Origin of the sequence: Flavobacterium sp. RHBU_24 (genome assembly GCF_046613695.1) — a bacterium.
Classification (GTDB): Bacteria; Bacteroidota; Bacteroidia; order Flavobacteriales; family Flavobacteriaceae; genus Flavobacterium.
On sequence record NZ_JBKJHD010000019.1, the window covers coordinates 47483 to 74013 of the forward strand.

Annotated in this window: 25 protein-coding genes and 1 tRNA gene; 12 read left to right on the top strand and 14 right to left on the bottom strand. The window is 45.7% G+C overall.

Annotation, left to right across the window (positions count from 1 at the left end; all coding sequences use genetic code 11):
• Window positions 1-38 precede the first annotated feature (38 nt).
• Both ACLI09_RS15385 and ACLI09_RS15390 read left to right on the top strand, forming a co-directional pair.
• Window positions 39-1139, top strand: coding sequence for an acyloxyacyl hydrolase (locus ACLI09_RS15385; RefSeq protein WP_411420529.1), 1101 nt, complete (start codon window positions 39-41; stop codon window positions 1137-1139).
• 4 nt (window positions 1140-1143) lie between these two features.
• Entirely contained in the window at window positions 1144-1902 is a 759-nt protein-coding gene (locus ACLI09_RS15390) for a GIN domain-containing protein (RefSeq protein WP_411420530.1), read from the top strand.
• A gap of 52 nt (window positions 1903-1954) precedes the next feature.
• On the opposite strand, the gene xth is transcribed toward ACLI09_RS15390, so the two are convergent.
• Window positions 1955-2725 (bottom strand): exodeoxyribonuclease III, encoded by a 771-nt coding sequence (xth, locus tag ACLI09_RS15395; protein WP_411420531.1) that lies wholly within the window; start codon window positions 2723-2725, stop codon window positions 1955-1957.
• An 85-nt stretch (window positions 2726-2810) separates the two neighbouring features.
• Between xth and ACLI09_RS15400 the strand changes: the two genes are divergently transcribed.
• The gene (locus tag ACLI09_RS15400) at window positions 2811-4088 is read left to right on the top strand and encodes an acetyl-CoA hydrolase/transferase family protein (RefSeq protein ID WP_411420532.1); all 1278 of its coding nucleotides are present in this window, start codon (window positions 2811-2813) and stop codon (window positions 4086-4088) included.
• A gap of 119 nt (window positions 4089-4207) precedes the next feature.
• Here ACLI09_RS15400 and gpmI read toward each other — a convergent pair whose 3' ends face one another.
• Complete coding sequence (gene gpmI, locus ACLI09_RS15405) at window positions 4208-5725, bottom strand: 2,3-bisphosphoglycerate-independent phosphoglycerate mutase (protein ID WP_411420533.1); 1518 nt, start codon at window positions 5723-5725, stop codon at window positions 4208-4210.
• Window positions 5726-6053: 328 nt separating this feature from the next.
• Between gpmI and ACLI09_RS15410 the strand changes: the two genes are divergently transcribed.
• Complete coding sequence (locus ACLI09_RS15410) at window positions 6054-6746, top strand: murein L,D-transpeptidase catalytic domain family protein (RefSeq protein WP_411420534.1); 693 nt, start codon at window positions 6054-6056, stop codon at window positions 6744-6746.
• On the opposite strand, the gene ACLI09_RS15415 is transcribed toward ACLI09_RS15410, so the two are convergent.
• Both ACLI09_RS15415 and ACLI09_RS15420 read right to left on the bottom strand, forming a co-directional pair.
• A complete protein-coding gene (locus ACLI09_RS15415) occupies window positions 6738-8363 on the bottom strand; it encodes a L,D-transpeptidase family protein (RefSeq protein ID WP_411420535.1) in 1626 nt (541 codons plus the stop codon). The two genes, ACLI09_RS15410 and ACLI09_RS15415, sit on opposite strands and share 9 nt — an antisense overlap.
• A gap of 198 nt (window positions 8364-8561) precedes the next feature.
• Window positions 8562-9008: a GNAT family N-acetyltransferase gene (locus ACLI09_RS15420; RefSeq protein ID WP_411420536.1), complete on the bottom strand. Its 447-nt coding sequence runs from the start codon at window positions 9006-9008 to the stop codon at window positions 8562-8564.
• Between the two features lie 115 nt (window positions 9009-9123).
• Between ACLI09_RS15420 and ACLI09_RS15425 the strand changes: the two genes are divergently transcribed.
• A tRNA-Gly gene (locus ACLI09_RS15425) sits at window positions 9124-9196 on the top strand.
• 170 nt (window positions 9197-9366) lie between these two features.
• Window positions 9367-9819 (top strand): IS200/IS605 family transposase, encoded by a 453-nt coding sequence (tnpA, locus tag ACLI09_RS15430; protein WP_411420537.1) that lies wholly within the window; start codon window positions 9367-9369, stop codon window positions 9817-9819.
• 163 nt (window positions 9820-9982) lie between these two features.
• Here the strand turns inward: tnpA and rpmA are convergent, their stop codons facing one another.
• Window positions 9983-10249: a 50S ribosomal protein L27 gene (rpmA, locus tag ACLI09_RS15435; protein WP_411420538.1), complete on the bottom strand. Its 267-nt coding sequence runs from the start codon at window positions 10247-10249 to the stop codon at window positions 9983-9985.
• Between the two features lie 28 nt (window positions 10250-10277).
• Window positions 10278-10637 carry a 50S ribosomal protein L21 gene (rplU, locus tag ACLI09_RS15440; RefSeq protein ID WP_411420539.1) on the bottom strand — a complete coding sequence of 120 codons (360 nt, stop codon included), beginning with the start codon at window positions 10635-10637 and terminating at the stop codon, window positions 10278-10280.
• Window positions 10638-10836: 199 nt separating this feature from the next.
• Here rplU and ACLI09_RS15445 point away from each other — a divergent pair, with 199 nt between their 5' ends.
• Together ACLI09_RS15445 and ACLI09_RS15450 are read left to right on the top strand one after the other, a co-directional pair.
• The gene (locus tag ACLI09_RS15445) at window positions 10837-12156 is read left to right on the top strand and encodes a M16 family metallopeptidase (RefSeq protein WP_411420540.1); all 1320 of its coding nucleotides are present in this window, start codon (window positions 10837-10839) and stop codon (window positions 12154-12156) included.
• Window positions 12157-12178: 22 nt separating this feature from the next.
• Window positions 12179-14224, top strand: coding sequence for a M16 family metallopeptidase (locus ACLI09_RS15450; RefSeq protein ID WP_411420541.1), 2046 nt, complete (start codon window positions 12179-12181; stop codon window positions 14222-14224).
• A 70-nt stretch (window positions 14225-14294) separates the two neighbouring features.
• Here the strand turns inward: ACLI09_RS15450 and ACLI09_RS15455 are convergent, their stop codons facing one another.
• The 4 genes from ACLI09_RS15455 to ACLI09_RS15470 all read right to left on the bottom strand — a co-directional run bounded on the left by ACLI09_RS15455 (window position 14295) and on the right by ACLI09_RS15470 (window position 17384).
• Window positions 14295-14594, bottom strand: coding sequence for a membrane lipoprotein lipid attachment site-containing protein (locus tag ACLI09_RS15455; protein ID WP_411420542.1), 300 nt, complete (start codon window positions 14592-14594; stop codon window positions 14295-14297).
• Between the two features lie 221 nt (window positions 14595-14815).
• Window positions 14816-15844, bottom strand: a complete 1029-nt coding sequence (gene galE, locus ACLI09_RS15460) for a UDP-glucose 4-epimerase GalE (RefSeq protein WP_411420543.1) — start codon at window positions 15842-15844, stop codon at window positions 14816-14818.
• A gap of 3 nt (window positions 15845-15847) precedes the next feature.
• Window positions 15848-16249, bottom strand: coding sequence for a hypothetical protein (locus tag ACLI09_RS15465; RefSeq protein WP_411420544.1), 402 nt, complete (start codon window positions 16247-16249; stop codon window positions 15848-15850).
• Window positions 16250-16253: 4 nt separating this feature from the next.
• Complete coding sequence (locus ACLI09_RS15470; RefSeq protein WP_411420545.1) at window positions 16254-17384, bottom strand: DegT/DnrJ/EryC1/StrS family aminotransferase; 1131 nt, start codon at window positions 17382-17384, stop codon at window positions 16254-16256.
• 93 nt (window positions 17385-17477) lie between these two features.
• Here ACLI09_RS15470 and ACLI09_RS15475 point away from each other — a divergent pair, with 93 nt between their 5' ends.
• The 3 genes from ACLI09_RS15475 to ACLI09_RS15485 all read left to right on the top strand — a co-directional run bounded on the left by ACLI09_RS15475 (window position 17478) and on the right by ACLI09_RS15485 (window position 19999).
• Window positions 17478-18722, top strand: a complete 1245-nt coding sequence (locus tag ACLI09_RS15475) for a 3-deoxy-D-manno-octulosonic acid transferase (protein WP_411420546.1) — start codon at window positions 17478-17480, stop codon at window positions 18720-18722.
• On the top strand, window positions 18703-19185 hold the full coding sequence (locus tag ACLI09_RS15480; RefSeq protein WP_411420547.1) for a GNAT family N-acetyltransferase: 483 nt from the start codon (window positions 18703-18705) through the stop codon (window positions 19183-19185). The genes ACLI09_RS15475 and ACLI09_RS15480 overlap by 20 nt, the downstream gene beginning before the upstream one ends.
• Window positions 19186-19258: 73 nt before the next feature.
• Window positions 19259-19999: a Fic family protein gene (locus tag ACLI09_RS15485; protein ID WP_411420548.1), complete on the top strand. Its 741-nt coding sequence runs from the start codon at window positions 19259-19261 to the stop codon at window positions 19997-19999.
• On the opposite strand, the gene ACLI09_RS15490 is transcribed toward ACLI09_RS15485, so the two are convergent.
• From ACLI09_RS15490 to ACLI09_RS15505, 4 genes are all read right to left on the bottom strand, one after another.
• Window positions 20000-20380 (bottom strand): hypothetical protein, encoded by a 381-nt coding sequence (locus ACLI09_RS15490; RefSeq protein WP_411420549.1) that lies wholly within the window; start codon window positions 20378-20380, stop codon window positions 20000-20002. It lies immediately after the preceding gene.
• Between the two features lie 17 nt (window positions 20381-20397).
• A complete protein-coding gene (locus tag ACLI09_RS15495) occupies window positions 20398-22497 on the bottom strand; it encodes a T9SS type B sorting domain-containing protein (protein ID WP_411420550.1) in 2100 nt (699 codons plus the stop codon).
• 34 nt (window positions 22498-22531) lie between these two features.
• A complete protein-coding gene (locus ACLI09_RS15500) occupies window positions 22532-23071 on the bottom strand; it encodes an RNA methyltransferase (RefSeq protein ID WP_411420551.1) in 540 nt (179 codons plus the stop codon).
• A 121-nt stretch (window positions 23072-23192) separates the two neighbouring features.
• Window positions 23193-23657, bottom strand: coding sequence for a hypothetical protein (locus ACLI09_RS15505; RefSeq protein ID WP_411420552.1), 465 nt, complete (start codon window positions 23655-23657; stop codon window positions 23193-23195).
• A gap of 206 nt (window positions 23658-23863) precedes the next feature.
• Between ACLI09_RS15505 and mutS the strand changes: the two genes are divergently transcribed.
• A complete protein-coding gene (mutS, locus tag ACLI09_RS15510) occupies window positions 23864-26431 on the top strand; it encodes a DNA mismatch repair protein MutS (RefSeq protein ID WP_411420554.1) in 2568 nt (855 codons plus the stop codon).
• The last annotated feature ends 100 nt before the right edge of the window (window positions 26432-26531 follow it).

Consider the following 26531-nt stretch of genomic DNA (forward strand, 5'->3'; position numbering starts at 1 on the left):
TGGCACATTCTTTTATATTTGCTGCATTAACCGATAACATGAAGCAAGTTTCCCTGCTTTTGCTGTTTTTTTCGTGCCTGTTGTCTGCTCAGGAGCAACCGGAAGGAGGCTATACCGTTGATGCCAATTATTTTTATGGCAACATCATACCACACCGAAAGAGCATACAGCACCTTATTACCGCCCACCCCGAGGGCATGGTTATCAGCTTTAACCGCAAGACCTTTGGGCATAAGAAATGGGAAAGCACCTATAATTACCCAGATTACGGCGCTTCTTTCCATCACCAGGATATGAAGAATGTCGCCCTGGGCGATATGTACGGGTTGTATGGACATTATAGTTTTTATTTTATAAACCGTAGCCTAATGCTGCGCGTGGGCCAGGGTGTAGCTTATAATACCAACCCGTATGATAAAGAAACCAACTTTCGCAACTATGCCTATGGTATGCACCTGATGCCCAGTACCTACTTTATGCTGAATTATACCAAACACGACATTATAAAAGGGCTGGGGGCGCAGGCCGGGCTTATTTTTATACACCACAGCAACGCCAGCATGAAATCGCCCAATACAAGCACCAATACCTTTGCCGTAAACGTGGGGCTTAACTATAGCTTTGACACGAAACCGGATAATGTGCGGCACACAATTGTATACGACACCATAATAAACTACCGCCAGCCGCTGCACTACAATATTGTTTTTCGCGGGGGCGTAAACCAGAGTGATGTCATCGGCAGTAAGCAATACCCCTACTATACCATTGGCGGGTATGTAGACAAGCGCATCAGCCGTAAGAGCGGTTTCCAGCTGGGCGCTGAATTTTTTATCCCGAAATACCTTAAGGAATACATACACTATATGTCGGTCGCTTACCCCGAAGAGGGCGTAAACCCCGATACCGATTACCATAAGGCCGGCGTGTTTGCGGGTTATGAGCTGTACATCAATCGCCTGTCGCTGGAGGGGCAGGTGGGCTACTATGTATATGAGCCTTTTAAGAGTACCGGCAGCCTGTACCAGCGCGTAGGCATGAAATATTATTTCAGCAAAAGTATTTTTGGGTGTATCGGGCTTAAAACGCACGGCGCCAAGGCAGAGGTTATGGAGTTTGGTATTGGCTACAGGATTTAGAATTATGAATTACGAATTACGAATTTTCCGGACGTTAGCCCTACTGCTCGTTTTGATAACAGCAGTTTCCTGCAATGGTGATAACACACCGGAGTGCTTTAGGAACGCGGGAAATAAAACACGCTACGAAGTTGGAGTGCCTGAATTTAATTCGCTATATGTTTCGGCGGGGGTAGAAGTAGTGCTGGTGCAGGGTATTACCCATAGCGTAGTTATTGAGACCGGTGAAAACCTGAGGGAATATATTTCAGCTAACGTGGTTGACGGCCAACTTCGGCTCGAAAATTCTGTGAGCTGCAACTGGGTGCGTGATTATAATACTACTACCATAACCGTTACCACCCCAAATCTTGAAAAAATATATACAGCAACCCAGTTTACCATACGTTCGATGGGTACCTTAAGTTTCCCTAATTTATCCATACAATCGGGTATATTTAGCGAAACGGCCTCGGGCACCCTGGCGCTGGATGTAAACTGCGACAACCTGACTATTGAAGACAACCAAAATTTACACAGCATTATAACCGGCTATGTGGACAACCTCAACGTGAATTTTTATGCCGGGGACGCCCGCTTTGACGGTACCGGACTGCAAGCTCAAAATGTTCAGGTATTTCACCGCAGCAGTAATGACATCATCGTAAACGCGGGCCAGCAGGTTATCGGTACGCTATATTCCACAGGGAATTTAGTACTGCTAAACCAGCCGCCCGTTGTAAATGTAGAAGTGAGATACACCGGGAGAATTGTGTATGAGTAGGCCACCAACTATTAAATGGGTAATAGAATGGCGGGCATTGGTAAAAAGCAACCTACTTCAGCGTTATCCATACCGGTGCGTGGTCGCTGGTTTTTTCCCAGCCGCGCACATGGCGGTCTACCCCGGCCGATTGCAGCCTGGCAGCACTTTCATCACTAAGTAAAAAGTGGTCTATCCTCAGGCCTGCATCGCGCCCGTAAGCATTGCGGAAGTAGTCCCAAAAAGTATAAATCTTCTCATCAGGATATAATGTACGGATGGCATCCGTCCACCCCTGCCCTACCAGTGTATGGAACGCATCCCGCGTTTCCGGCCTGAACAGCGCGTCGTTTACCCAGCGCTCGGGTTTATACACGTCGAGTTCGGTAGGCATTACATTATAATCGCCCGCCATTACCACCGGTATCTTAAACTCCAGCAGTTGCTTTGCCCGTGCCGAAAAACGCTCAAACCATTTTAGCTTATAATCAAACTTAGTCCCCGGCGCGGGGTTGCCGTTAGGTAAATACAGGCACACAATGAGCACGTTATTTACCAGCGCTTCTATATAGCGGCTCTGTACATCTTCGGGGTCGCCAGGCAGGCCGCGGCCCACCTCTTTTATTTCGTAGCCTTTTGCTAAAATTGCCACCCCGTTCCAGCTTTTCTGGCCGTGAAAAATAGCATTATACCCGGCTGAATTTATGGCATCAAGCGGAAACTTCTCATTGGGCGACTTAAGTTCCTGCAGGCAAACCACATCGGGCTGTGCTTCCTCAAGCCAGCGCAGCAGCACCGGCAGGCGCCCGTTAATACCGTTTACATTATAGGTGGCTATTTTCATAAATACAGTTTATACCAAAAATATGAGTTTTGTCATTTTTTAAGCGTTACAACGGCGTTAATTTTGCACTATAAATTTAGCTAAAATGAGCAAATATACAACCGCTGCCCAGGCAGTAAAATCAATAAAGTCAGGTGACCGTGTGTATGTGCAGGCCGCAGCTGCCACGCCAAACCTGCTTACCGCGGCATTAGCCGAAAGGGCAGCCGAACTGCATGACGTAGAGGTATGCCACATGCATACCGAAGGCCCCGCTCCCTATGCTGACCCAGCACTGGGTGATAGTTTTCATACCAATTCCTTTTTTATAGGCAAGAACGTGCGCCACACCCTAACCGCCGGAAACGGGAGCTACACACCCGTTTTTTTGAGTGAGCTGCCACGCCTGTTTCGTAAAAAGGTAGTCCAAATTGATGTGGTTTTTATACAGGTATCGCCGCCCGATGCGCACGGCTATGTATCGCTAGGCGTTTCGGTAGAGGCTACCCGTGCCGCCATAGAAATGGCACGGCTGGTTATTGCCCAGGTTAACCCCAATATGCCGCGAACTTTTGGCGACAGCGTATTGCACCATTCGGTTATCGATTTTATGGTAGCCGTGAATGTGCCGCTGTATTGCCAAAAGTTGGCCGCCATAACCCAACAGGAGGCGCAAATAGGCGCGCACGTTGCCTCGCTTATAGAAGATGGCAGCACACTGCAAATGGGCATCGGCGCCATACCCAATGCGGCGCTGGCTAACCTGGGCAACCATAAAAACCTGGGCCTGCATACCGAAATGTTTTCAGACGGTGTTGTGGACCTTATAGAAAACGGCGTAATTAACTGCATGCAAAAGGGTGTGGTTAAAGGCCGGGCGCTGGCTACTTTTTTAATAGGTTCGCAGCGGCTGTATGATTTTGTAGACAACAACCCGTTTATAGAAATGCGCGAATCATCGTTTGTAAATGATACTGCGGTAATAAGGCGTAATCCTAAGATGATAGCTATAAACTCTGCCATAGAGGTAGATGTAACGGGCCAGGTGTGTGCCGATTCTATAGGCAGTAAAATGTACAGCGGCGTGGGGGGCCAGATGGATTTTATGCGGGGGGCATCGCTTAGCGAAGGCGGTAAGGCCATTATAGCGCTGCCCTCGGTAACTAAGAATGGTGAAAATAAAATAGTGCCCTTTCTTAAAGAAGGAGCCGGTGTAGTAACCACCCGCAGCCATGTGCAGTATATAGTAACCGAATATGGCATAGCCGACCTATACGGAAAAACCCTGAAGCAACGCGCCAGTGCACTTATAAACATAGCCCACCCCATGCACCGGGAATCTATTGAGAGAGCATTTTTTGGGGCACTGAAGTTGGGCAGCTAAGCTACTTAGCCGCTGAGTTTCTGAGAAAAGCCGTGACATAAAAAAGCCGTTGCAAATTTGCAGCGGCTTTTAAGGTTTTTAACGACTAAGCGGCTAAGTAGCTCGGTAGCTAAGAAGCTTTAAACAAGCGGATGCCTTGTCATTACTTCCGGCTGTGGTATGCCCATCATTTTTAAAATGGTTGGGGCAATATCGCCCAGCACGCCGTCTTCAACGTGTTTAATATCTTTATCAACCATAATAATAGGCACCGGGTTAGTAGTATGCGCCGTATTAGGGCTGCCATCAGGGTTTATCATGGTTTCGCAGTTACCGTGATCAGCAATTACAATGGTGCTGTAACCGTTATCAAGCGCGGTTTCTATTACGGCTTTCGCGCAGGCGTCTACCGCTTCGCAGGCTTTAATGGCGGCTTCAAATACACCGGTGTGGCCCACCATATCGCCATTGGCAAAGTTAAGGCATACAAAATCAGCCTCCTGCTTTTTAAGCTCTTCCACAAGCGCGTCTTTAAGTTCGTAAGCGCTCATTTCCGGCTGAAGGTCGTATGTGGCTACCTTTGGTGAGTTACGCAAAATGCGGGTTTCCCCTGCAAATGGCTCCTCGCGCCCTCCCGAAAAGAAAAAGGTAACGTGTGGGTACTTCTCGGTCTCCGCCATGCGTATCTGTTTTTTGCCCGCCGCGCTTATCACCTCGCCCAGTGTCTGGGTAAGGTTGTCTTTATCATAAACTACGTGTACGTCGTTATAGGTATCGTCGTAATTAGTAAGCGTAACAAAGTACAGTTTCAGCTTGTGCATGTTTTGCTCGTGCACGTCAAACTGGCTCAGCACCTCGGTAAGTTCGCGGCCCCTGTCCGTACGGAAGTTAAAAAAGATTACCACGTCATGAGGCTCAATAATGGCTATCGGGTTAGTACCGTCTTGGCTAACCGCAATAGGCTTTATAAACTCATCGGTAATCCCTTCGGCGTAGCCCTGCTTAATGCTTTCAACAGGGTTAGTGCTTGGTATGCCCAGGCCGTTAACCAGCAGGTCGTAGGCCAGCTTTACACGTTCCCAACGCTTATCGCGGTCCATGGCATAGTAGCGGCCCACTATGCTTGCCAGCTTTACTTTGGTATCTTTTATATACTCCTGGAGGCCGGCTATAAAGCCCGCACCCGATTTTGGGTCTACATCGCGCCCATCGGTAAACGCGTGGATGAATACATTATCCAGCCCGGCATTTTCGGTAGCGTCTACAAGCCCCTTAAGGTGCTCTATGTGCGAGTGCACGCCACCATCTGAAACAAGGCCCAACAGGTGTACTTTTTTATTATGTGCTTTAGCGTAGGCAAAGGCTTCAACCAGCGCGGGTTCTTTTTCAAGCGTTTTATCCTGCACGGCCAGGTTTATTTTTACAAGGTCCTGGTATACAATACGCCCGGCGCCCAGGTTCATGTGGCCTACTTCGCTGTTTCCCATCTGCCCTTCAGGTAGGCCTACGTTAAGGCCGTCGGTGCGGAGCGATGCATTAGGGTACTCTTTATACAGGCTGTCAATAAAAGGTGTATTGGCATTGTCTACAGCCGATACTTTAGGGTCTGGCGACTTCCCCCAGCCGTCAAGTATCATTAAAATAACTTTTTTGTTCATTTTCAATAGATTATATATGTCTTGGCATGGTTTTAGCTTAATATAAGCAAAACAAGTGCTAAAGTTAACACAAAAAACATAATGAATATGTTGTAATAGGGTTAAGTTTAGGGCATGTATCTTAAAATTTGCAAAGAAAATTTAGGTGTTAGGCAATATCAGCTTTTAGCGCCCGTTATAGAGAATAATGAAGCAAGAACGGCACAGGTACTGCTACCCTGCCAAATGAAAATGTTAAATTATTGATTTTAACACAGTTGCTATTTGGATATTAAGTATTTCTTAACTTAATTGCAACCAGGTTAAAAACAATACAAGGAATTTTATAATGGTATACAATTTTTTTACGTCGGTTTTATTTTTGTTCTTTTCAATTACCAATACCCCAACAACAAACGCAGTGACTTCGGCCCCGGCTGAAACCAAAGCGGTTACCGAAACGGAATCGTTGTACAGCACTATCAGCGCACATGCTGCATCTATGCCCACTTATGGGTGCTTTGAGAAAGCTGTAAAAGGCTATAACATCCTTAAAGCAGCAGGAAAAATCAAAAAAGATTACCTTACGGTAATTGATTTCAGCAAGTCATCAAATACTAAAAGGCTTTGGATTATCGATATGGATACCCAGGCCGTAGTATACAACACGCTTGTGGCGCACGGCCGCAACAGTGGCGATGAGTATGCGCAAAACTTTAGCAACATGAACAGCTCTAACATGAGCAGCCTGGGCTTTTATGCCACCGGGGAGCTTTACAACGGCAAGCACGGGCAATCGCTTAAGCTTGACGGCCTTGAAAACGGCCTTAACAGCAACGCACGCAGCCGTGGCGTGGTAATGCATGCCGCTGACTATGTAAGTGACACCTTTATAAAAATGCACCACAGGCTGGGCCGCAGCCAGGGGTGCCCGGCACTGCCCAGCGGTATTACTAAAGAGGTAATTAACCTTATAAAAGGAAAATCATGCCTGTTTATATACCACCCGGCTTACGAGCATTCATCTAAAATACTATCTTAAAGCTGCCTGGCTACTGAGTTTCTCAGTGCCTGATCCTCTTAGCTTATCATATAAAATTTTATCGAGGCTGTAAATATCATCGCGAAACTGCAGCCCACCTTTATCCATCCAGGCGGTCCAGTATAACTGGTGCACCCGGATGGATTTTTGTATATACACATTTTCAGTCGCTTCGGCATCAACCATCCCTTTTATTTTACTGTTATCCCATGCGGCATCTTCGCCGTTCAGCACATACTGGGCCAGCTTAAGAGGGTCCTGCACACGCACACAGCCGCTGCTCAGCGCGCGGTAGCTGCCGCTAAAAAGGTTGCGGTGGTTCGTATCATGAATGTAAACGCTAAAGCTATTCCTAAAGTTAAATTTTACACGTCCCAGCGCATTATCTTCACCCGGCCCCTGCACGTAGCGGTATTTATCGGCCTCAAGCGGATTCCACGCTTCGGCGAGAACCTGCGCGCCGTCTTTATAAATTGTCATATTGTGGTTAGCAAAATAGGCTCGGTCTTTAGTAGCTGCCGGGGTAAGGTCTTCCTTAATAATAGTGGGCGGTACGGTCCAGGTAGGGTTAAATACCACATCGGTAATCTTCGACTCTAATACCGGGGTGCGGCGTTCCGGCTTGCCTACTACCACGCGGTAAGTTTGCACGGTGTCTTTACCATTTTCCAGCACTGCCATTTTATAGGTAGGGATGTTTATGAGCAACGCCCTGTCGCCAAACTGGTACGGGAACCACCTCCAGCGCTCCAGGTTTACAATAACCTGTTCGCGGCGCTGGTTGCGGCTAATGTTTAAGGCTTCGGCGGTTTGCCTGCCAACAACACCATCGGGATACATGCCGTGGCGCTCCTGGAATTTTTTAACCGCGGCTACAGCATCAGCATCATATTTTGTATTTACAGTATCTAATTTAAGGTCGCCCCAGTATATAAGGCGTTGTTTCACAACTCCTACCGTAGCCGAACTGTCGTTTGGTTTTATGGCTTTTTCCCAAACAATTTGGGGCAGCTTGCTATCATCAGGCAGGGCATTTAATGTAGCCAGGCTGTTGCGCAGGCTGCTATATACTTTGTGCCTGGGGCGGCAGTTGTTTATGGCTTCGGCTATATTGTGGTTTTGCAGCGCTTCAGTTTGCAGTTTTGCAGCATCAAAAGGCTTTGCGGCAAGCGCCCAGTCGTTATACACGCCCTGCGGTTTTAGCTTCCCTTTAAAAAGATGTGTAGAAAGGTCGCGAAAAGCTTCTGTCATCATCAGGTCGTAGCGCAGGCATTCGTCTTCGGTAATCATACTCAGGCCTTCAAACTGGGTAAGGAAGTTAAGGTGGTAGTCTTCGGGCAACAGGCCGTCCCCTTCAGCCTCTTTTATGGCCTGCAGCAGTGCGTCTCGGTCGGCTTTATCGGTCCATACGGTAGTATTGTTGTGGTCGGCATAAAACTCGCGTACTGCATCTGTAGCGGTTTTTAAAACAGCATCGTTAAAAGCTATCGGGGTATTTTTAAGGTAGGCGGTACTGGCGGGCTTTGCGGCAACTTTCTCTTTTGCCCCGGCCGCATTTTTGCATGAAGGCAATATAAACAGCAACAGCGCTACAGCTAAGCAGGTAACTTTATGCATAATGGTTCGATATTGGTTAATAACGAAACGCAAGTGGCTTTGCCGCAGGTACCCGGTTGTATGTGTATGTTGCTCCGCGAGCAGGCTAAAAAACGTCGTTGCCGGATAAGTGTTGGGCAGTACCCTGAATTTCAGTATAAAGATACATAAATCGAATTATCAAATACTAAAATTTGAGTATAAAATTTTGTGATATTCCTAACAGGACTGGATAATTTTAAACATTACATAATGTGTGCCGATATCCTTAATGTAGAAAGGATTACCTATTATATAATAACCCACCTTTTCATAAAAGCCAATGGCTTTTTCGCGGGCGTTACACCATAGTAGCGCACCGCCATTTTGTACTACATAAGCCTCGGCGTGGCGCACCAGGAGTTCACCCAGCCCCTTGCCCTGATACTGCCTCAATACCGCCATGCCCCGTATCTGATACTGGTTTTGCTGCTCAAACAACTCATGGATTGCGGTAAATATTGATACAATCCCCACAAGGGTATCCGCATCATATATCCCAAAGTGTATGGTAGTGGGGAGGTCGTCTCCATCAAAAATGCAGGTTTCTATGGTTTTGCCGGGGCGTAGAACAGGCTGGCGTACCGCAAATGTGTCTTGCGAAGTGATTGTTTTTATAGCATACATAAGGATAACAAATTTAAGGTAAACGGCTTACAAATACTACGCTTATAAGGGCGGATTTTTTTCGAAAAAAGTTTGCGGGGGCAATAAAATATTATTTATATTTGCACTCACAAAAGCGGAAGTAGCTCAGTTGGTAGAGCTCCAGCCTTCCAAGCTGGTTGTCGCGAGTTCGAGCCTCGTCTTCCGCTCTGCTAAAACCCGAAACAGGAATGTTCCGGGTTTTTTTGTTTATATCATTTTCCCTATCCTTCATATTCGTCAGGCGATGCCCGACACTATTAGGTATGACCCTTACAGGGTCAGGTAAGATAATGAATAATATAATGAGAAATTATTATATTTATATAAACCACCCTATATGTCGAAATCATTAAATTGCAATTATGTGCATCTGGTATTTAGTACTAAACACAGAATGAATCTTATTACGCAGGAAATCGAAATCCCTCTTTATAAATACATTACAGGTATCTGTACAAACTTTAATTGTCCCGTTATACAAATTAATGGCGTAGCTGATCATATCCACATTTTATTCATGCTTTCAAAAAACGTGGCTCTTGCCAAAATAGTAGAAGAGATAAAAAAGAATTCCTCTAAATGGATAAAACAGGAATTCTCCAGATATAACAATTTTTACTGGCAAACGGGTTACGGAGCTTTTTCGGTTAGCCAGAAGCATGTAAGCATAGTTACAAATTATATTCGTTGCCAAAAGAAGCATCATCAGCAAACGTCATATAAGGAAGAATTCATCAAATTTCTTGATTCCTACAATGTAGAATATGATGAACGGTATATCTGGGATTAGACAGACCCTGTAAGGGTCATACCTAATAGCGTGTGGCATTGCCACACGACATGGTATTAAATTGGGGATAATATAAAGCTTGGCAATAACAAAAAAATCCGGTAAGCAACGCCTACCGGATTTTTTATATAGGGAGCTAAACCGCCGGGTTTAGCAATATGTCTTAAGCTTCAACTTCAAACGGAACGATTGATACATACGATTTGTTGTCTCTTTTCTTTTGAAATTTAACAACACCGTCTACTCTGGCGTGCAGCGTATGGTCTTTGCCCATGTATACATTTTCACCCGGGTTGTGCTTAGAACCTCTCTGCCTGATAATAATATTACCGGCAATAGCAGCCTGGCCGCCAAAAATCTTAACACCTAAGCGTTTCGATTCTGATTCCCTACCGTTCTTAGAACTACCGACACCTTTTTTGTGAGCCATGATGTTTTGGTTTTAAAATTGTTAGTAATTATTCTGCGGTTTCAGCAGCTTCTTTTTTAGAGGCTTTCTTTTTTCCCGGAAGTGTAATTCCTGAAATCTGGATTTGGGTTAAAGACTGGCGGTGCCCGTTTTTAACTTTGTAGCCTTTCCTTCTTTTCTTTTTGAAAACAATAACTTTGTCTCCTTTTAAGTGCTGAAGCACTGTTGCTTCGATAGAAGCACCTTCTATAGCCGGGGCGCCCACGGTAATGCTTCCGTTATCGTCAAGTAAAAGAACTTTTGCAAATGATATTGCATCGCCTTCTTTACCTTCTAAACGGTGAACATAAACCTTTAGGTCTTTGCTAACTTTAAATTGTTGCCCTGCTATCTCTACGATTGCGTACATAACAATAATGGTTTAAAATAATTTTTAAGGCTGCAAATATACAATTTATTATTTATGAGTCAACCTGTTGCCGCAAAAATATGATATAATTTTCGCTTTTCAGGTTTAGCCCTTCTCTTTACCGAAAAAAACTTATCATAATTGTAACATTTTACCGAAATTGCACACCAATTATCCGAATTAAATAATCAACAAGTTTATGAAAAAATCCATAATGGCTTTAGGTTCACTTGTACTGCTTGGCGCCACGGCACATGCACAAAAAGTAGAGTTTGAAGAGTACAATCTAGACAATGGGCTTCATGTTATCCTGCAGCAGGACAAAAGCGCCCCGGTAGTAGTTACCTCGGTAATGTACCACGTGGGCAGTAAAGACGAACAAACCGACCGTACCGGTTTTGCGCACTTTTTTGAGCACCTTTTGTTTGAAGGTACCGAGAATATAAAAAGGGGTGAATGGTTTAAAATTGTAACTTCTAACGGTGGTAACAATAATGCTAACACTACTGATGATCGCACCTATTACTACGAAGTATTCCCATCGAACAACACCGAACTTGGCCTTTGGATGGAAGCTGAAAGGATGCTGCACCCGGTGATTAACCAGATAGGTGTAGACACCCAGAACGAGGTGGTTAAAGAAGAAAAACGCCTGCGTTATGACAACAGTCCTTATGGCCAGTTGCTGCCCCAGGTAAAAAAGAACATGTTTAAAGTGCACCCGTACCGCTGGACTACCATAGGCGATATGGAGCACCTTGACGCCGCTACCCTTGCGGAGTTCCAGGCGTTTAACAAAAAGTTTTATATACCTAACAATGCTGTGCTTGTAGTAGCCGGCGATTTTGATAAAGACCAGGTAAAAAAATGGGTTAACCAGTACTACGCAGGCATACCTAAAGGAGCGCCGGTAACCCGTAAAAAATATGAAGAGACGCCTATAACCGAAACCATCCACGCTACGTTTGAAGACCCAAACATACAGCTGCCCATGATAGTGTCGGCATACCGCACCCCGGCTATGACTACTAAAGACGCCTATGTACTTAACCTTATATCATCTATCCTTAGTGGCGGAAAAAGCTCGAGGATGTACAAAAAAATTGTAGACCAGGATAAAAAAGCCCTGCAAATAGGCGCATTTAACTACAGCGAAGAAGATTATGGCGTATACTTTGTATATGGCATACCCATGCAGCCGCACACCGCGCAGGAAATACTTGCCGATGCCGATGCGGAGATTGTAAAACTGCAAACAGAGCTTATTTCTGAAAGGGAGTTCCAGAAACTGCAAAATGAAAACGAAAGCAATTTTGTAAACAGCAACGCCAGTGTAGAGGGTGTGGCAGATAACCTGGCTACAAGCTACCTGCTGTATGGCGATACCAACCTTATCAATACCGAAATTGAAATTTACCGCAAAATAACCCGCGAAGACATAAGGGATGTGGCTAAAAAATACCTTAACCCTAACCAAAGGCTGATACTGGATTACGTTCCGGCTAAAGACAAAGAATAACTAAGCATACTTATAAAACATCATGAAAAAAGTACTATACCTTTTAGCCGGATTGTTTTTATCTGCATCTGCGGTACAGGCCCAAAACAGCCAAATGCCGAAACCGGGGCCAGCGCCTACGGTAAATGTGGGTAAACCGGAAACCTTTACACTTAAAAACGGGCTTAAAGTGCTTGTGGTAGAAAACCACAAACTGCCGCGTGTAACCTACAGCCTTACCCTTGATAACGCACCCTACGCAGAAGGCGACAAAAAAGGCGTGAGCGACCTTGTAAGCGCGCTTATAGGCGAAGGTACCAAAAACATAAGCAAAGAGAAGTTTAACGAAGAAATTGACTTTCTGGGCGCTAACATTAATTTTTATGCCAGTGGTGCCAGTGCAAGCGGCCTAAGCAAATATTCAGGAAGGATTTTAGAACTGATGGCCGATGGCGCGCTAAACCCTATATTTACGCAGGAAGAGTTTGAAAAGCAGAAAGCCAAGATAATAGAAGGCCTTAAAAGCGAGGAAAAAGACGTTAAAGCGGTTTCAGGCCGCGTTACCAGCGCACTTACTTACGGCCTTAAGCACCCTAACGGCGAGTATGTAAGCGAAAAAACAATAAACGCGGTTACCCTGGCTGACGTGCAGCAAAACTACAGCACTTATTTTGTACCCGGAAATGCCTACCTTGTAGTAGTGGGCGACGTTAAGTTTAAGGATATCAAGAAAAAAGTATCTAAGCTTTTTGGCTCATGGGCGGCAGGTACGGCACCTTCAGCATCGTATACAGACCCTACCGATGTGCAGTACACACAGGTAAACTTTGTAGATATGCCAAACGCGGTACAGTCAGAAATTTCGGTTATCAATGTGGTTAACCTTAAAATGACCGATAAAGAGTATTTTGCAACGCTTCTTGCTAACCAGATACTGGGCGGCGGCGGCGAGGGCAGGCTGTTTAATAACCTTCGCGAGGCACACGGCTGGACGTATGGTGCATACTCATCTGTAGCCGGAAACAAATATGTGGGCGACTTTACAGCTTCTACATCGGTGCGTAACGCGGTAACCGACAGCTCGGTTGTAGAGCTTTTAAACGAGATTAAAAAAATAAGGACTGACCTTGTTAGCGAAGAAGAGCTTAAAAACGCTAAGGCAAAATACATAGGCAGCTTTGTAATGCAGGTTGAAAAACCGGCTACCGTAGCACGCTATGCACTGCTTACACAAACACAAAAGCTTCCGGAAGATTTTTACCAAAACTATATTAAGAATATCAATGCGGTAACCCCGGCTGATATTAAGGCAGCGGCCGATAAATTTTTCTCAGCAGATAAAGCACGTATTGTAATTGTAGGTAAAGCCGCTGATGTGCTTCCGGGCCTTGAGGCAAGGAAGATACCCATTAACTATTTTGACAAATGGGGTAACCCTACCACAAAACCGGTAGTAAACAAACCTATCCCTGCAGGCGTGACTGCTAAAACGGTTATAGACAGCTACATTAAAGCTGTTGGTGGCGAAAAAGCGCTTAAGGCAGTAAAAACAGTATCCCTTAAAGCCGAAGGCAGCATACAGGGTACCCCTTTAGAGATGACCCGCAAAACCAGCGCAGACCACAAAGAGCTTTTTGAAATTAAAGCAATGGGCATGAGCATGGTAAAACAGGTGGTAAACGATAAGGCCGGTTATATGGTCCAGCAGGGCCAGAAACAGGACATTACCGGAGACGACCTTAAAGAAATGCAGCAGGAAGCGGTTCCGTTTGATGAGCTTGCACTTAGCAGCAGTAAAGACATTAAACTAACAGGGATAGAAGCAATAAGCGGCGCTGACGCTTATGCTATAAAAGTGGGTGAGAAAACGTACTACTATGATGTTGCTACAGGCTATAAAGTAGCGGTAGCACAGGAAGTGGGCGAAGGCGACAAGAAAATGACCCAAACTACCTATTACGGCGATTATAAAGCAGTAAAAGGCATTAAAGTTCCTTATAAAATAACGCTTAATATGGGTATGGACCTTGAGTTTAAAGTGGTGGATGCCAAAATAAACGAAGGCGTAACACCTGCTGATTTCCAGTAAACAGCATTTTTATAAAAATAAAAGGGGCTTAGCGTAATGCTGAGCCCTTTTTTTAATGTGTTAAAAACGCTTACTGCGGTTTAGAAATGTCTGATGGCGTTACCTCGTTACGCTTAGAAAGCGGCGCAGGTTTTTTAACCGTGTCATTGCCTTCTGCGCTGCCCGGAGTACCTGAAGTCGAATTAGAGTTTTGTGCTGTAGAATCTGAAGTGGCTTCGGGGCTGGTGCGCACCCCGCCTGATGTTACCTCTTCCGAAGTAGTAGTACCAGTTTCTGAGGCACTATACGGCTGGCGGTCTTCCATGTGGCCGCTTTGTTTGCACGCTGTTAATGCCGCAGTACTTAACAATAGTATAAATATCTTTTTCATGGTTACACTTTTAGAATTTACAATAAAAGTAAACTCTGTCAAGCAGTAACGCCAACAATTTATAACTGCATTATTAAGAACACCCTACAAATTTTTATATAAATAACATCGGATTACCCGAATCTCATACTGACTTAACAGACTGCTTAGTTTCCCGCAGTGACAAACGTATCGTTGCTATCAGAGCGAAGCTACTGCCACTGAACACTGCCTACTAAAAGCTACTTCCCTTTGCCGTCTCCCCTTACCTTCTGTTCCCATTTCCAGGCAGAACCCAGGGCATCGGTAAGCGAAAGTTCGGCTTTCCAGCCCAGCACTTCGTTGGCTTTGGTAGTATCGGCATAGGCTTCAGTAACATCGCCCTCACGTGGGGGTACAATTTTGTAGTTCAGCTTTTGGCCTGTAGCGTCTTCAAACGCTTTTATTACCTCGAGTACCGAGTTGCCTTTGCCTGTACCCAGGTTAAACACTTCTACTTTTTCGGTATTTTTATGTTCTGTAAGGCGCTGCATTGCGGTAACGTGCGCTTTGGCAAGGTCTACCACGTGTATGTAATCGCGCACGCAGGTACCATCGGGTGTAGGATAGGTATCGCCAAAGACTGACAGCTGTTCGCGCAGGCCTATGGCAGTTTGTGTTATAAAAGGCACCAGGTTTTGCGGCACCCCGAGCGGAAGCTCGCCTATGTTAGCCGACGGGTGCGCCCCTACCGGGTTAAAGTAGCGCAGTAATATAGCGGTAATGTTACTCACCTTCGCCACATCGCGTATAATCTCCTCACCTATTTGTTTGGTATTGCCATACGGGCTCATAGCCGCCTGCACCGGTGTGTCCTCGCTTATAGGCATCTTTTCGGCCTGGCCGTATACCGTGCACGACGAACTGAATATAAAGTTGGCCGCGTCTTTTTTCTGCAATTCCTGAAGAATGTACACTAAGGCACCCAGGTTGTTTTCGTAATATAGCAGCGGGTTTTGAACACTCTCGCCTACTGCCTTGCTGGCCGCGAAGTGTATTACCCCGCTTACATCGCTGTATTTTTTAAAAAAATCCTGCACCGCAGCCTTATCCCTAAGGTCGATCTGTTCGAAGTCGGGCTTTTTGCCGGTTATGGCTTCAATGCCGTTAAGCACTTCAGTCGAAGCATTGCTAAGGTCATCTATAACCACCACATCAAAACCTACGTTTTGCAATTCTACCACAGTATGCGAACCTATAAAGCCAAGGCCGCCGGTTACCAGTATTTTCATATTTTATTTATGTTTTTGTTTGGTTCTTACGGTATAGTCAAACAGGTAGTTGCCGTTCATATCGTTGTAAATATACTTAAAGCTTATCTGGTGCTTAAAATCCCTAAACGTTGGTATGGTATCAATACCTGAAGCTGCCTGCTCTCTAAGAATCTTCTTTACCTGGCTAATATCAAAACCAAGGCTGTCTTTACGCCTGCCAAGAATGGTATAATAATAAGAAAATTCCATGCCTTTCACACTAACGCTGTCTACCATGGTTATCTCATCCATTTTTTGGGGCAGCAGTTTGTTGGTTTCCTTTGCCATCTGCTCCAGCTTTGCAGCCTCGGTTTCCCGTTCCTCCCTACAAGAAGTAAAAGTTACCAGGCAAAATAAGGCAGTTATGTAAAGAATGTTTTTCAAAGGCTTATTTTAAAAATTCAAGTATCTTACCGGTTATGAATGCAATCTGCTCATCGTCAAGTTCGGTATGCATTGGCAACGCCAAAACCTCGTTTACCAGCCGGTTCGTTACCGGGAAGTCGGCCTCGTTGTAGCGGCTGTCGGTATAAGCTTTCTGGCTGTGTAGCGGTATAGGGTAATAAATGGCGCACGGTACGCCGTTATCCAGGAGGTGCTGCATCAGGGCATTACGGTCGGCATCAATTACGCGCAGCACATACTGGTGAAACACGTGGCTGTCCTGCGTGCCCGTTATAATGGGCGTAATAATATTTTTATGGTTAGCCAGAGCCGCGCTGTATTTGGCAGCAGCCTCCTGGCGGGCAACATTATACTGGTCCAAAAACGGAAGCTTGGCGTTAAGCACCGCCGCCTGTATACTGTCGAGCCTTGAGTTTACCCCTACCACATCGTGGTGGTAGCGCACATACATGCCGTGGTTAACAATACCGCGAAGGGTGTGCGCCAGGTCATCGTCATTAGTAAAAATAGCGCCGCCATCGCCATAGCAACCTAAATTCTTGCTAGGGAAGAAAGAGGTTGAGGCCACATGGCCCATTACTCCCGCTTTCTTTTTTGTGCCGTCGGCAAAGGTATAATCTGCGCCTATGGCCTGGGCGTTATCTTCTATAACATATAGGTTGTGCTCTGCTGCCAGTGCTAAAATTTCTTCCATGTTAGCGGCCTGCCCAAAAAGGTGTACGGGCACTATAGCTTTTGTTTTTGGCGTAATAGCTTTTTTTATGGCCTCAATTGAAATGTTATAAGTGTCGGCATCCACATCAACTAACACGGGCGTAAGCTGCAATAGTGCAATAACCTCAACGGTAGCGGCAAAGGTAAAGTCGGCCGTGATAACCTCATCACCCGGCTTCAGGCCAAGGCCCATCATGGCTATTTGCAGCGCGTCAGTACCGTTAGCACACGGTATTACGTGCTTTACATCAAGGTACTGCTCCAGGCTTTTCTGGAAGCTGTGCACCTGCGGGCCGTTAATATATGCGGTATTATCAAGTACCTCCTGAATAGAAGCGTTTACAGTATCTTTTATATGGTCGTACTGGCTTTTCAGGTCGACCATTTGTATTTTTTTCATTTGTGCAGAAATTGTTTAAGTCAGGCAAAACTACTAATTTAATGCGGGGCTGCCAATGAAAATTGCGTAATTTAGCACCCCAATATTCAGCTTATGTTTATACTGTACAGCCTGCTTACGCGCCTTGCCTGGCCCCTACTGAACATTGTGGCGCTTTTTAACCACAAAATCAAACTTTTTGTGCGTGGTCGAAGGGATATTTTTGAAACCCTGGCACAAAAAATCGCAGCTACCGACAGGGTGATATGGTTCCACGCGGCTTCGTTAGGCGAGTATGAACAGGCATTACCCATTATGGAAAAAGTGCGTAAATTGTACCCGCAACATAAAATACTGCTTACGTTTTTTTCGCCTTCCGGCTATGAGATACGCAAGAATACCAAGGCCGCCGATGTGGTGATGTATCTGCCTTTAGATACTTTGGCAAATGCCAAAAGATTCGTTGCCCTCACCCACCCCGAACTGGTATTTTTTATAAAATATGAGTTCTGGCCCAATTACCTCAACGAACTTCAAAAGACGTATGCCAAAACCTACCTTATTTCAGGTTTATTCCGCCCCAACCAGGCATTTTTTAAATGGTATGGCGGTTTTTACAGGGAAGCATTTAAGGCCTTCACCCACTTTTTTGTACAGTATCAGAGTTCGAAGGAACTGCTGGCAACCATAGGCTTTACTAATTCAAGCGTGAGCGGCGACACCCGCTACGACCGCGTAAGCCGTATATTAGAACAGGATAATAGCCTGCCTTTTATACAAGAATTTATCAACGGGAAAACTACGCTGGTTTTTGGTAGTTCGTGGCCAAAGGACGAAATCATGTTTACTGATTTTATAAACAGCGCGGTCGACACCAAATTCATTATCGCGCCGCATACCTTTAGCGAAAGCCATATGGCCGATTTGCAGAAGAACATAAAGCGCAACGTTGTTTTATTTACCGAAAAAGACGGTAAAAACCTCGCAGAGTACGACGTACTCATAGTAAACACCATAGGCCTGCTGGGCAAAATTTACAGCTATGCCGATGTGGCCTATGTGGGCGGTGGCTTTGGCACAGCCGGGCTGCACAACATACTGGAGCCTGCCGCCTTTGGCATACCAATAGTTATAGGCCCCAACCATAAAAAGTTTCCCGAAGCGGTGGCAATGGTACAGACGGGCGGATGCATAGCGGTAAGTAACAAGCATGAAATGGAGGAAATCCTCTCGGCGCTGACCTATGGTGATGCTTACCGTACCGAAAAGGGTTTTATTGCCGGTAACTTTGTTCGCGAACGCCGCGGCGCCATTAATCATATCATCAACCACATACAGCATGATACAGCCAAAGTTTAAACCGTTTGAAGCGCCGGATGCAACGGCAGTTATGAATATGATGGAACAGTTCTATGCCATAGACGGCTACCCTATGGATGCCGCCGTGAGCAAAAGCCTGTTTTTTGAATTTATTGAGAATGATGCGTTGGGAAAAGGCTGGGTGATTTTGGCGAATGATAAACCTGTAGGCTATGTGATATTAACGTTTGTATTTAGTTTTGAATATGCCGGGCGTATTGCATTCCTTGACGAACTTTTTGTAAGCGAAGAAATGCGCGGGCAGGGTATTGCAAAACAGGCGCTCGATTTTATTTCGGCGGAAGCCAAAGCGTTTTCGGTTAAAATCATCTACCTGGAGATAGAGCCACACAATGAGGCTGCTAAAAAATTATACCTTTCTAAAAATTTTAACGAGCACAAGCGGGGGCTGATGCGGATGAACGTAGCCCCAACCCTCCCCTCCCTTAAGGAGAGTGAGTAGCTTTACCCGGGTCTTAAGGCAGACTGAATGGTTTTGTTACAAAAATCGTATATTCGTATAAATAATTTGCACAATGCTTACAGATGACCTCCAATATTTAGACGGGCTTAAAGAACAACTGAATAGCCTGAGGGGGCTGAACAGCGGTAAGGTGGCGAAGGCGTTTGATATTGAATATACATACGAAAGTAATAAAATTGAGGGTAACACCCTTACCCTTCAGGAAACGGCTCTTGTGATTGAAAAAGGCCTCACCATTGGTGGAAAAAGCCTCAATGAGCACCTCGAAGCCATTAATCATACTTTTGCTATCGATTACATAAAAGATATTGCTAAAAACAATGAAGCAATAACAGAACGGGTACTATTTGACATCCATAAGCTGATACTTCAGGGCATTGATAATGGTAATGCCGGGCGCTACCGCAATGTACCTGTGCTGATAAGCGGCGCACGACATATACCGCCACAGCCTTACCTTGTACAGAAGAAAATGGAAAGCATGTTTATATGGTATGCCGAAAATAACGGCTCATTGCACCCGGTAGTTTTAGCAGCTGAAATGCACGAGCGGCTGGTAAGCGTCCATCCGTTCATTGACGGTAATGGGCGTACAGCCCGCCTGCTGATGAACCTTATTTTACTGCAAAACGGCTTCCCGATCGCCATATTAAAAGGTGATGCTGAAAGCCGCCTAAAGTATTATACCGCCCTTGAAACCGCGCAGGTTTATGGAGACAAAACTCCGTTTATTTATTTTATTATTGAAAACATTAAAAATACTATGCAGCGTATCATAGCTATAGTACGGTAGCTAAGTGCTTTCATCCGCAATAAAATGGCTGTCCGCACCATCAGCAAGTACTAAATAAATACGTTCCCAGCGGTCACCTTCTATCAGTTCCCAGGTGTGGCCTTCGCCTATAGTATCTTCGGCAAGCAATAATATTCCGGGCTTTATGATAAAAGTATCGCCATTGCTAACCGTAAAGCGCAATGTACCGCTTATAGTAACCACATACTGCCTCCTGGGGGCAGGGTGCGCTACTTTCTGGTATTCCTCAATGTAGGTTTGCGCAAAAAAACCCTTCCCCTCAATAAACACGGTATTGGCCATGCTGCCATATTCAAAGGTGCATTTGCCGTCGGGGGTATTAAAAAGCCTTATGGCTTTTATAAGTACTGTATCTGTCAAAATCAGTATATATTATCTTATCGCATCAGTGCGAAGTGCCCAAAAATTTCGGGCGTGCTGTCATCTATTTTTATTACATACCAGTAGTCGGTTGCCGGCAGCAGGTAGCCATTCAGCGTGCCATCCCATGTGCGGTTGCGGCGGTTAAGCTGGGTTATGAGCTTGCCATAGCGGTCAAAAATGGTAACGGTAGCCTGGGGTAACGATGCCATACCGGCAAGGGTAAATACATCATTCGTGGCATCACCGTTTGGTGTAAAATATTTTGGTATCAGGTAAATAGTAAACGACCAGGGAAACTCACCACACCCGTTACGCGATTTTGCAGTAACAATATGCCTGCCGCTGTTCAGGTTTGTAAATATAGGCGAATCCTGGTACGGGCCGCCGTCAAGGCTGTACTGGTAGTTTTCGGGGTCGTTTCGTAGCATTTCCACGGTTATCTTATCGGTACTTATAAGCACATCGCTTATTATGGGTGCGTACAGCATTTCTACTATATAGGTAGCGGTGGCACTACACCCAGCTGCATTTTCAATTTCTACCGTATAAGTTCCGGGTACAACAACATCTATAGAAGGGGTCGTTTCGGTTGTAGACCATGTATATTTTACAATATCAGGGTCGGCAGCATCCAGCGTAAGCGCGGTGCCTTCGCAAAAAGAAAGGTCAACACTGTATTCATCGGGCGTAGCCAGCTGGTTTACAGTAACAGCCTCGCGGGTTGTTGATACGCAGCCCTGGTTAACCGCTTCGGCATAAAAATTAGCTGTACTGTTAACCTGAGGCGCGGTAAAAGGGCTGCCGGAGCCTATGGGCGTAGTAGCAGTAAGGCTGTCGTACCAGTTTATAGTGCCTACCGTAGTGGTAGCTTCCAGTATTGCATTCTCATTACCACATGCAGGAACCGTTGCGTTTGTTACGGTTACTACCGGTACTTCGGTAATATTTGCCATTACCGGTGTGCGTGGCGCTGTGGTACATGTTGCATCATAAGCCGATGCGTAATAGGTAGTGGGTACGCTTATTGTAGGCGTGGTAAAGCTGTCGCCTGTGGCAAGCAGGTTTCCTCCGGTAGCGGCATCATACCAATATACTGTACCACTATCGGCTGTGGCCTGTAGCAGCGCAGTGCCTGTACCGCAGCTCGCTGCAGAATCTGACACGCTTGTTATTCTGTTTATAGTTATTGTTGTAGACGCCGCAATATTAAGCACAGGATCCCCAGGCGTGCCTCCATATTCTACTATATAGCCTTTAGGAGCATATTCATTAGGCCCGCCTGCATTTGCAAGATCGTTCCAGGACCCCGGTATGCCTACCCCGGGCGCTGTGATATGCGCATAATCTTCGTTATTTGCGTTATTAGGCTCTCCGGTATTCCAAAACGCAAAATTTGGTGTAGAGCCATTAAATGTGCCGTTCCAAAAAGTGGTACCTGCTTCAGGTCCTGTGGCCCATTTCCACACGCCTTCAACCGCCTCATCGGTTCCGCCTATCCACCCGGTACCGGTAGCCTGCTCCCCGCACAATTGCGCTTCTTCTGCTGTAGTAAGCGTTGCGAGGTAACCCTGAAGCCCGTAGTAATTATCTGCTGCTGCGGCATCTCTTGACGATGACCAGGTAATGCCGTTAGATGAAACAAACCTATAATAATGGCCTGTAGAAGGAAGGTAGTTTGCCTCACCTATACTGATAGAAAAGGTGCGCGTACCAGAAACATTTATATTGGTATTGTTAAAAACCACAGCAAGTACCGCCTGTTCCAGCGTAGCAAACGGTAAAACCTGTCCCCCTACCCCGCTTATTGTAAGCTTAGCGGTAGTGGGATTCCAGCTTGTTGTAACATTAGGTATGGGGGTAGGAAGCGTGAGCTGGTCCTGCCCGCTTTCGTACCCTGATGATATTTGTATATATACCGCAAGGGCAGTTGTGTCGGCAGGATCAGCGTCGGTAATACTAAATGATGTTGCAACATTAATGGGTGTACCCGGGCAATATACCTGATTTCCGGCAGCAGTAACTACCGGCGGCTGGTTTGTTTGCGCAAACATGCTTAGTGAGGAAAGCGCAAAAACAACGCATGTTATTATATAAAACACTAAAGGATTCTTCATTTCGTAAAAATAGAAAATATTTTTAACGGGATTGTTAATTTTTAGGATATTGTAATTTCTGAAAAACATCCCACACCACGATACCCGCGCTTACCGAAATGTTGAGGGAATGTTTAGTACCAAGTTGCGGAATTTCTATAACACCATTGCAAAGGTCTACAGCATCCTGGGAAACGCCTTTTACCTCATTACCAAACACTAAGGCGTACCTTTTTTCTGGCAACGGCATAAAATCCTGTAAAAATACAGCATTTTCTACCTGCTCTGCGGCAAACACCTGCACCCCTTCGCTTTTAAGCAGGGTTATTACTTCTGTAATGTTTTTGTAATGTTCCCAGGCTACGGTTTCGGTAGCACCCAGGGCCGTTTTATGTATCTCTTTATTAGGAGGCGTGGCGGTGATACCGCACAAGTATATCTTTTCGAGCAAAAAAGCATCGGCCGTGCGAAACACCGAACCTATATTATGCAGGCTCCTTATATCATCCAGTATAAGGATAAGCGGTGTTTTATCTGCCTCTTTAAATTCAGCCGCACTAAGGCGGCCTAACGCTTCGTTAGCTATTTTTTTCATAAACCGGAAATTTGGCACAAAGGTAGCGAAACGCTTTAATTATTTTTTTCATTACAAGCGGCACGACATATAAAAAAACCACGCTTTGTAGCGTGGCGTAGTATGAAAAAAAAATTAGTTTTTAGTTTTTTGGCAATTGCCCGGGTTGCGCTTTCTCTATAGCACCGCCCTTACTTTTAAATTTAGAGTTGCCTTTGTCGCCCATGGTACCCGGCTGTTTAGCCTTAAAGGTTTTCCAGTTAGCAAACTGCTCTGTAGTAAGTATTTCTTTCATTTTAGCCCTAAACGCTTCTTTATCTTCTTTTGCCTTTGCCCTTAACGCTTCCTTTGCAGCGTCATCCATTGCTGCTTTACGCTCTTCTTTAAGGGCAGCTCTTGCCTTTGCCTCCTGCTCATATAAGGCCCTTACTTTTACCTGCTGCTCAGCCGTAAGGGCAAGTTCTTCGCTAAGTTTTTGCGTTTGCGTTTCCGGGGTTACTTTTTCCCGCTTTGGCGTAGTAAGCGCCGTATTTTCAGTTTTTGCCGTAGTTTGTGCAAATGTGGCTACGCCGGTCATCAACAAGGCTGCCATTAACAGGTGTTTCATTTCGTTTTAATTTAAGAATTGTAATTTCAAAAATACAAAAAGAATGCCATTATGTATACCAAATGGCAAAGGCTGTTAATAATCTTTAATATTATGACGGAGGCACTTCGGGCGCAATTGCTTTTTTTTCGATAAATTCGCCCATTACAGTAAAAATAATAGCCTTGGCAGCCACAAAAGAAAAGACCGTTAAAGAAACCCCGCTTATGAAACAGTATAATGCCATCAAGGCCAAATACCCTGATGCGTGCCTGTTGTTTCGTGTAGGCGATTTTTATGAAACCTTTGGGCACGACGCCATACGGGCCGCCGGCATACTGGGCATTACCCTTACCAAGCGCGGAAACGGCAGCGAAAGCGAAACGGCACTGGCGGGTTTTCCGCACCACTCGCTCAATACTTATTTGCCTAAACTGGTTAAGGCGGGCCTGCGCGTAGCAATATGCGACCAGCTGGAAGACCCAAAAATGACTAAGACCATAGTAAAGCGCGGGGTTACCGAACTGGTTACGCCCGGCGTGTCGATGAACGACGAGGTGCTGCACAGCAAGAGCAACAACTTCCTGGCATCGGTATATTTTGGGCGGAAAACCATCGGCATATCGTTTCTTGATGTTTCTACCGGGGAGTTTTTAACCGCACAGGGCAATGAAGATTATATTGATAAGCTGTTGCAAAACTTTAACCCCAGCGAGGTGCTTGTTGCCAAGAATGAAAAGAATACTTTTAAAGAAGCCTTTGGGGACAACCACCATACCTTTTTCCTGGAAGACTGGGTATATAAAGAAGACTATGCTTTTGACAGCCTTACCAACCACTTTGGTACCAATTCACTAAAAGGCTTTGGAATTGAAGAACTGACCGAGGGCGTAATAGCCAGCGGGGCGGTGCTGTTTTACCTGGGCGAAACACAGCACAACCGGGTGCAGCACATAACCAACATTCAGCGTATAGCCGAAGATGCTTATGTGTGGATGGACCGTTTTACCATACGCAACCTCGAACTGTACCACAGCACCAACCCCAATGCGGTTACGCTACTTGACGTGATAGACCGTACCCTCTCCCCCATGGGCAGCCGTTTGCTAAAGAGGTGGCTGGCACTTCCGTTAAAGGATGCCAACAAGATACGCGCACGACACGAAGTGGTAGCCTACCTGAAGGACAACCAAAGCATACTCGCCCGTATACAGAACCAGGTAAAACAGATAAGCGACCTTGAGCGGCTTATATCGAAAATCGCGACAGGCAAGGTTTCGCCCCGGGAGGTAATTTACCTTAAGGAATCGCTTGACGCCATTGTGCCTATAAAGCAACTGGCACTGGAGAGTGATAACGACGCGCTAAAAGCCATAGGCGACAGCCTTCACGCCTGCGAACTGCTGCGTGAAAAGATAAAAACCACCCTGAATCCCGAAGCGCCCGTGGCCATTAACAAAGGCAACGCCATTGCAAAAGGCATTCACCCCGAACTTGACGAGCTACGCGCCATTGCCTACAGCGGCAAAGAATACCTTGAAGGGATAGAGCGCAGGGAAAGCGCCAATACCGGGATTACATCGCTAAAAATATCGTTTAATAATGTTTTTGGTTACTATATAGAGGTGCGTAACACCCATAAGGACAAGGTGCCGGCAGACTGGATACGCAAGCAAACGCTCGTTAATGCGGAGCGCTACATTACCGAGGAGCTTAAAGAATATGAAACCAAAATACTGGGCGCCGAAGAAAAAATACAGGCGCTGGAAACCCAGCTGTTTGATCAGCTTGTGGTTTGGATTTCCACCTACATAAAGCCCGTGCAGCTTAACGCCGGCCTGGTGGCACAGGTAGACTGCCTCACTGGGTTTGCCCAGCTGGCCATAGAAAACAAATACGTGCAGCCGAATATAGACGACAGCCACGAACTCGAAATTAAAGAAGGCCGCCACCCGGTTATAGAAAAGCAGTTGCCAGTGGGTACGCCCTACATTACTAATGATGTGTACCTGGACCGTACCGCCCAGCAAATTATCATGATTACGGGGCCCAATATGTCGGGTAAATCGGCAATCCTCCGCCAGACAGCGCTTATTGTACTGCTGGCACAGATGGGAAGCTTTGTACCTGCGGAGAGTGTGCGTATGGGAATTGTAGACAAGATTTTTACCCGTGTGGGCGCGAGCGACAACATCAGTATGGGCGAATCTACATTTATGGTAGAAATGAACGAAACGGCAAGCATCCTTAATAATTTATCTGACCGTAGCCTGATACTGCTCGACGAGATAGGCCGCGGCACGAGTACCTATGACGGTATTTCGATAGCCTGGGCCATCGCCGAGTTTTTGCACGAGCACCCGGCGCAGCCTAAAACGCTGTTTGCTACGCACTACCACGAACTTAACGAAATGCAGGATATTTTTGACCGTATACAGAACTTCAACGTGAGTGTTAAGGAACTTAAAGATACGGTGCTGTTTATACGTAAGCTGGTAAAAGGCGGCAGCGCCCACAGTTTTGGTATACATGTGGCTAAAATGGCGGGCATGCCGCAAATGGTAATCCAGAAAGCGCAAAAACTGCTTAAAAAGCTGGAGAAAGACCACAGCGGAGAAGCACTCTCAAGCATTAAGGCGCAGGCCAAAGACGACATGCAGCTGAGCTTTTTTAACCTTGACGACCCACTGCTCGAAGAAATTAAGCAGGAAATTATCAACCTCGACATCAACACGCTTACCCCGGTAGAGGCGCTGATGAAGCTGAATGAAATAAAGAGGATGCTGGTTCGTTAATGCGTGGATTTGTTAATTCGGAAGAAGGGTTATGCGGTATTTGATGGAACGCGGATGACACGGATTTCTTTACGCTGTTTACCGTTCCTGTCTTCACACG

What these genes read in the sequence shown, in the direction of transcription:
- ACLI09_RS15385 (WP_411420529.1), top strand. Translation starts at nt 39, where the DNA reads ATGAAGCAAGTTTCCCTGCTTTTGCTGTTTTTTTCGTGCCTGTTGTCT.
- ACLI09_RS15475 (WP_411420546.1), top strand. Translation starts at nt 17,478, where the DNA reads ATGTTTATACTGTACAGCCTGCTTACGCGCCTTGCCTGGCCCCTACTG.
- galE (WP_411420543.1), bottom strand. Translation starts at nt 15,844, where the DNA reads ATGAAAATACTGGTAACCGGCGGCCTTGGCTTTATAGGTTCGCATACT.
- ACLI09_RS15485 (WP_411420548.1), top strand. Translation starts at nt 19,259, where the DNA reads ATGCTTACAGATGACCTCCAATATTTAGACGGGCTTAAAGAACAACTG.
- ACLI09_RS15500 (WP_411420551.1), bottom strand. Translation starts at nt 23,071, where the DNA reads ATGAAAAAAATAGCTAACGAAGCGTTAGGCCGCCTTAGTGCGGCTGAA.
- rplU (WP_411420539.1), bottom strand. Translation starts at nt 10,637, where the DNA reads ATGTACGCAATCGTAGAGATAGCAGGGCAACAATTTAAAGTTAGCAAA.
- ACLI09_RS15445 (WP_411420540.1), top strand. Translation starts at nt 10,837, where the DNA reads ATGAAAAAATCCATAATGGCTTTAGGTTCACTTGTACTGCTTGGCGCC.
- tnpA (WP_411420537.1), top strand. Translation starts at nt 9,367, where the DNA reads ATGTCGAAATCATTAAATTGCAATTATGTGCATCTGGTATTTAGTACT.
- ACLI09_RS15450 (WP_411420541.1), top strand. Translation starts at nt 12,179, where the DNA reads ATGAAAAAAGTACTATACCTTTTAGCCGGATTGTTTTTATCTGCATCT.
- ACLI09_RS15410 (WP_411420534.1), top strand. Translation starts at nt 6,054, where the DNA reads ATGGTATACAATTTTTTTACGTCGGTTTTATTTTTGTTCTTTTCAATT.
- ACLI09_RS15480 (WP_411420547.1), top strand. Translation starts at nt 18,703, where the DNA reads ATGATACAGCCAAAGTTTAAACCGTTTGAAGCGCCGGATGCAACGGCA.
- ACLI09_RS15470 (WP_411420545.1), bottom strand. Translation starts at nt 17,384, where the DNA reads ATGAAAAAAATACAAATGGTCGACCTGAAAAGCCAGTACGACCATATA.
- ACLI09_RS15390 (WP_411420530.1), top strand. Translation starts at nt 1,144, where the DNA reads ATGAATTACGAATTACGAATTTTCCGGACGTTAGCCCTACTGCTCGTT.
- xth (WP_411420531.1), bottom strand. Translation starts at nt 2,725, where the DNA reads ATGAAAATAGCCACCTATAATGTAAACGGTATTAACGGGCGCCTGCCG.
- gpmI (WP_411420533.1), bottom strand. Translation starts at nt 5,725, where the DNA reads ATGAACAAAAAAGTTATTTTAATGATACTTGACGGCTGGGGGAAGTCG.
- mutS (WP_411420554.1), top strand. Translation starts at nt 23,864, where the DNA reads ATGAAACAGTATAATGCCATCAAGGCCAAATACCCTGATGCGTGCCTG.
- rpmA (WP_411420538.1), bottom strand. Translation starts at nt 10,249, where the DNA reads ATGGCTCACAAAAAAGGTGTCGGTAGTTCTAAGAACGGTAGGGAATCA.
- ACLI09_RS15400 (WP_411420532.1), top strand. Translation starts at nt 2,811, where the DNA reads ATGAGCAAATATACAACCGCTGCCCAGGCAGTAAAATCAATAAAGTCA.
- ACLI09_RS15420 (WP_411420536.1), bottom strand. Translation starts at nt 9,008, where the DNA reads ATGTATGCTATAAAAACAATCACTTCGCAAGACACATTTGCGGTACGC.
- ACLI09_RS15505 (WP_411420552.1), bottom strand. Translation starts at nt 23,657, where the DNA reads ATGAAACACCTGTTAATGGCAGCCTTGTTGATGACCGGCGTAGCCACA.
- ACLI09_RS15455 (WP_411420542.1), bottom strand. Translation starts at nt 14,594, where the DNA reads ATGAAAAAGATATTTATACTATTGTTAAGTACTGCGGCATTAACAGCG.
- ACLI09_RS15495 (WP_411420550.1), bottom strand. Translation starts at nt 22,497, where the DNA reads ATGAAGAATCCTTTAGTGTTTTATATAATAACATGCGTTGTTTTTGCG.
- ACLI09_RS15415 (WP_411420535.1), bottom strand. Translation starts at nt 8,363, where the DNA reads ATGCATAAAGTTACCTGCTTAGCTGTAGCGCTGTTGCTGTTTATATTG.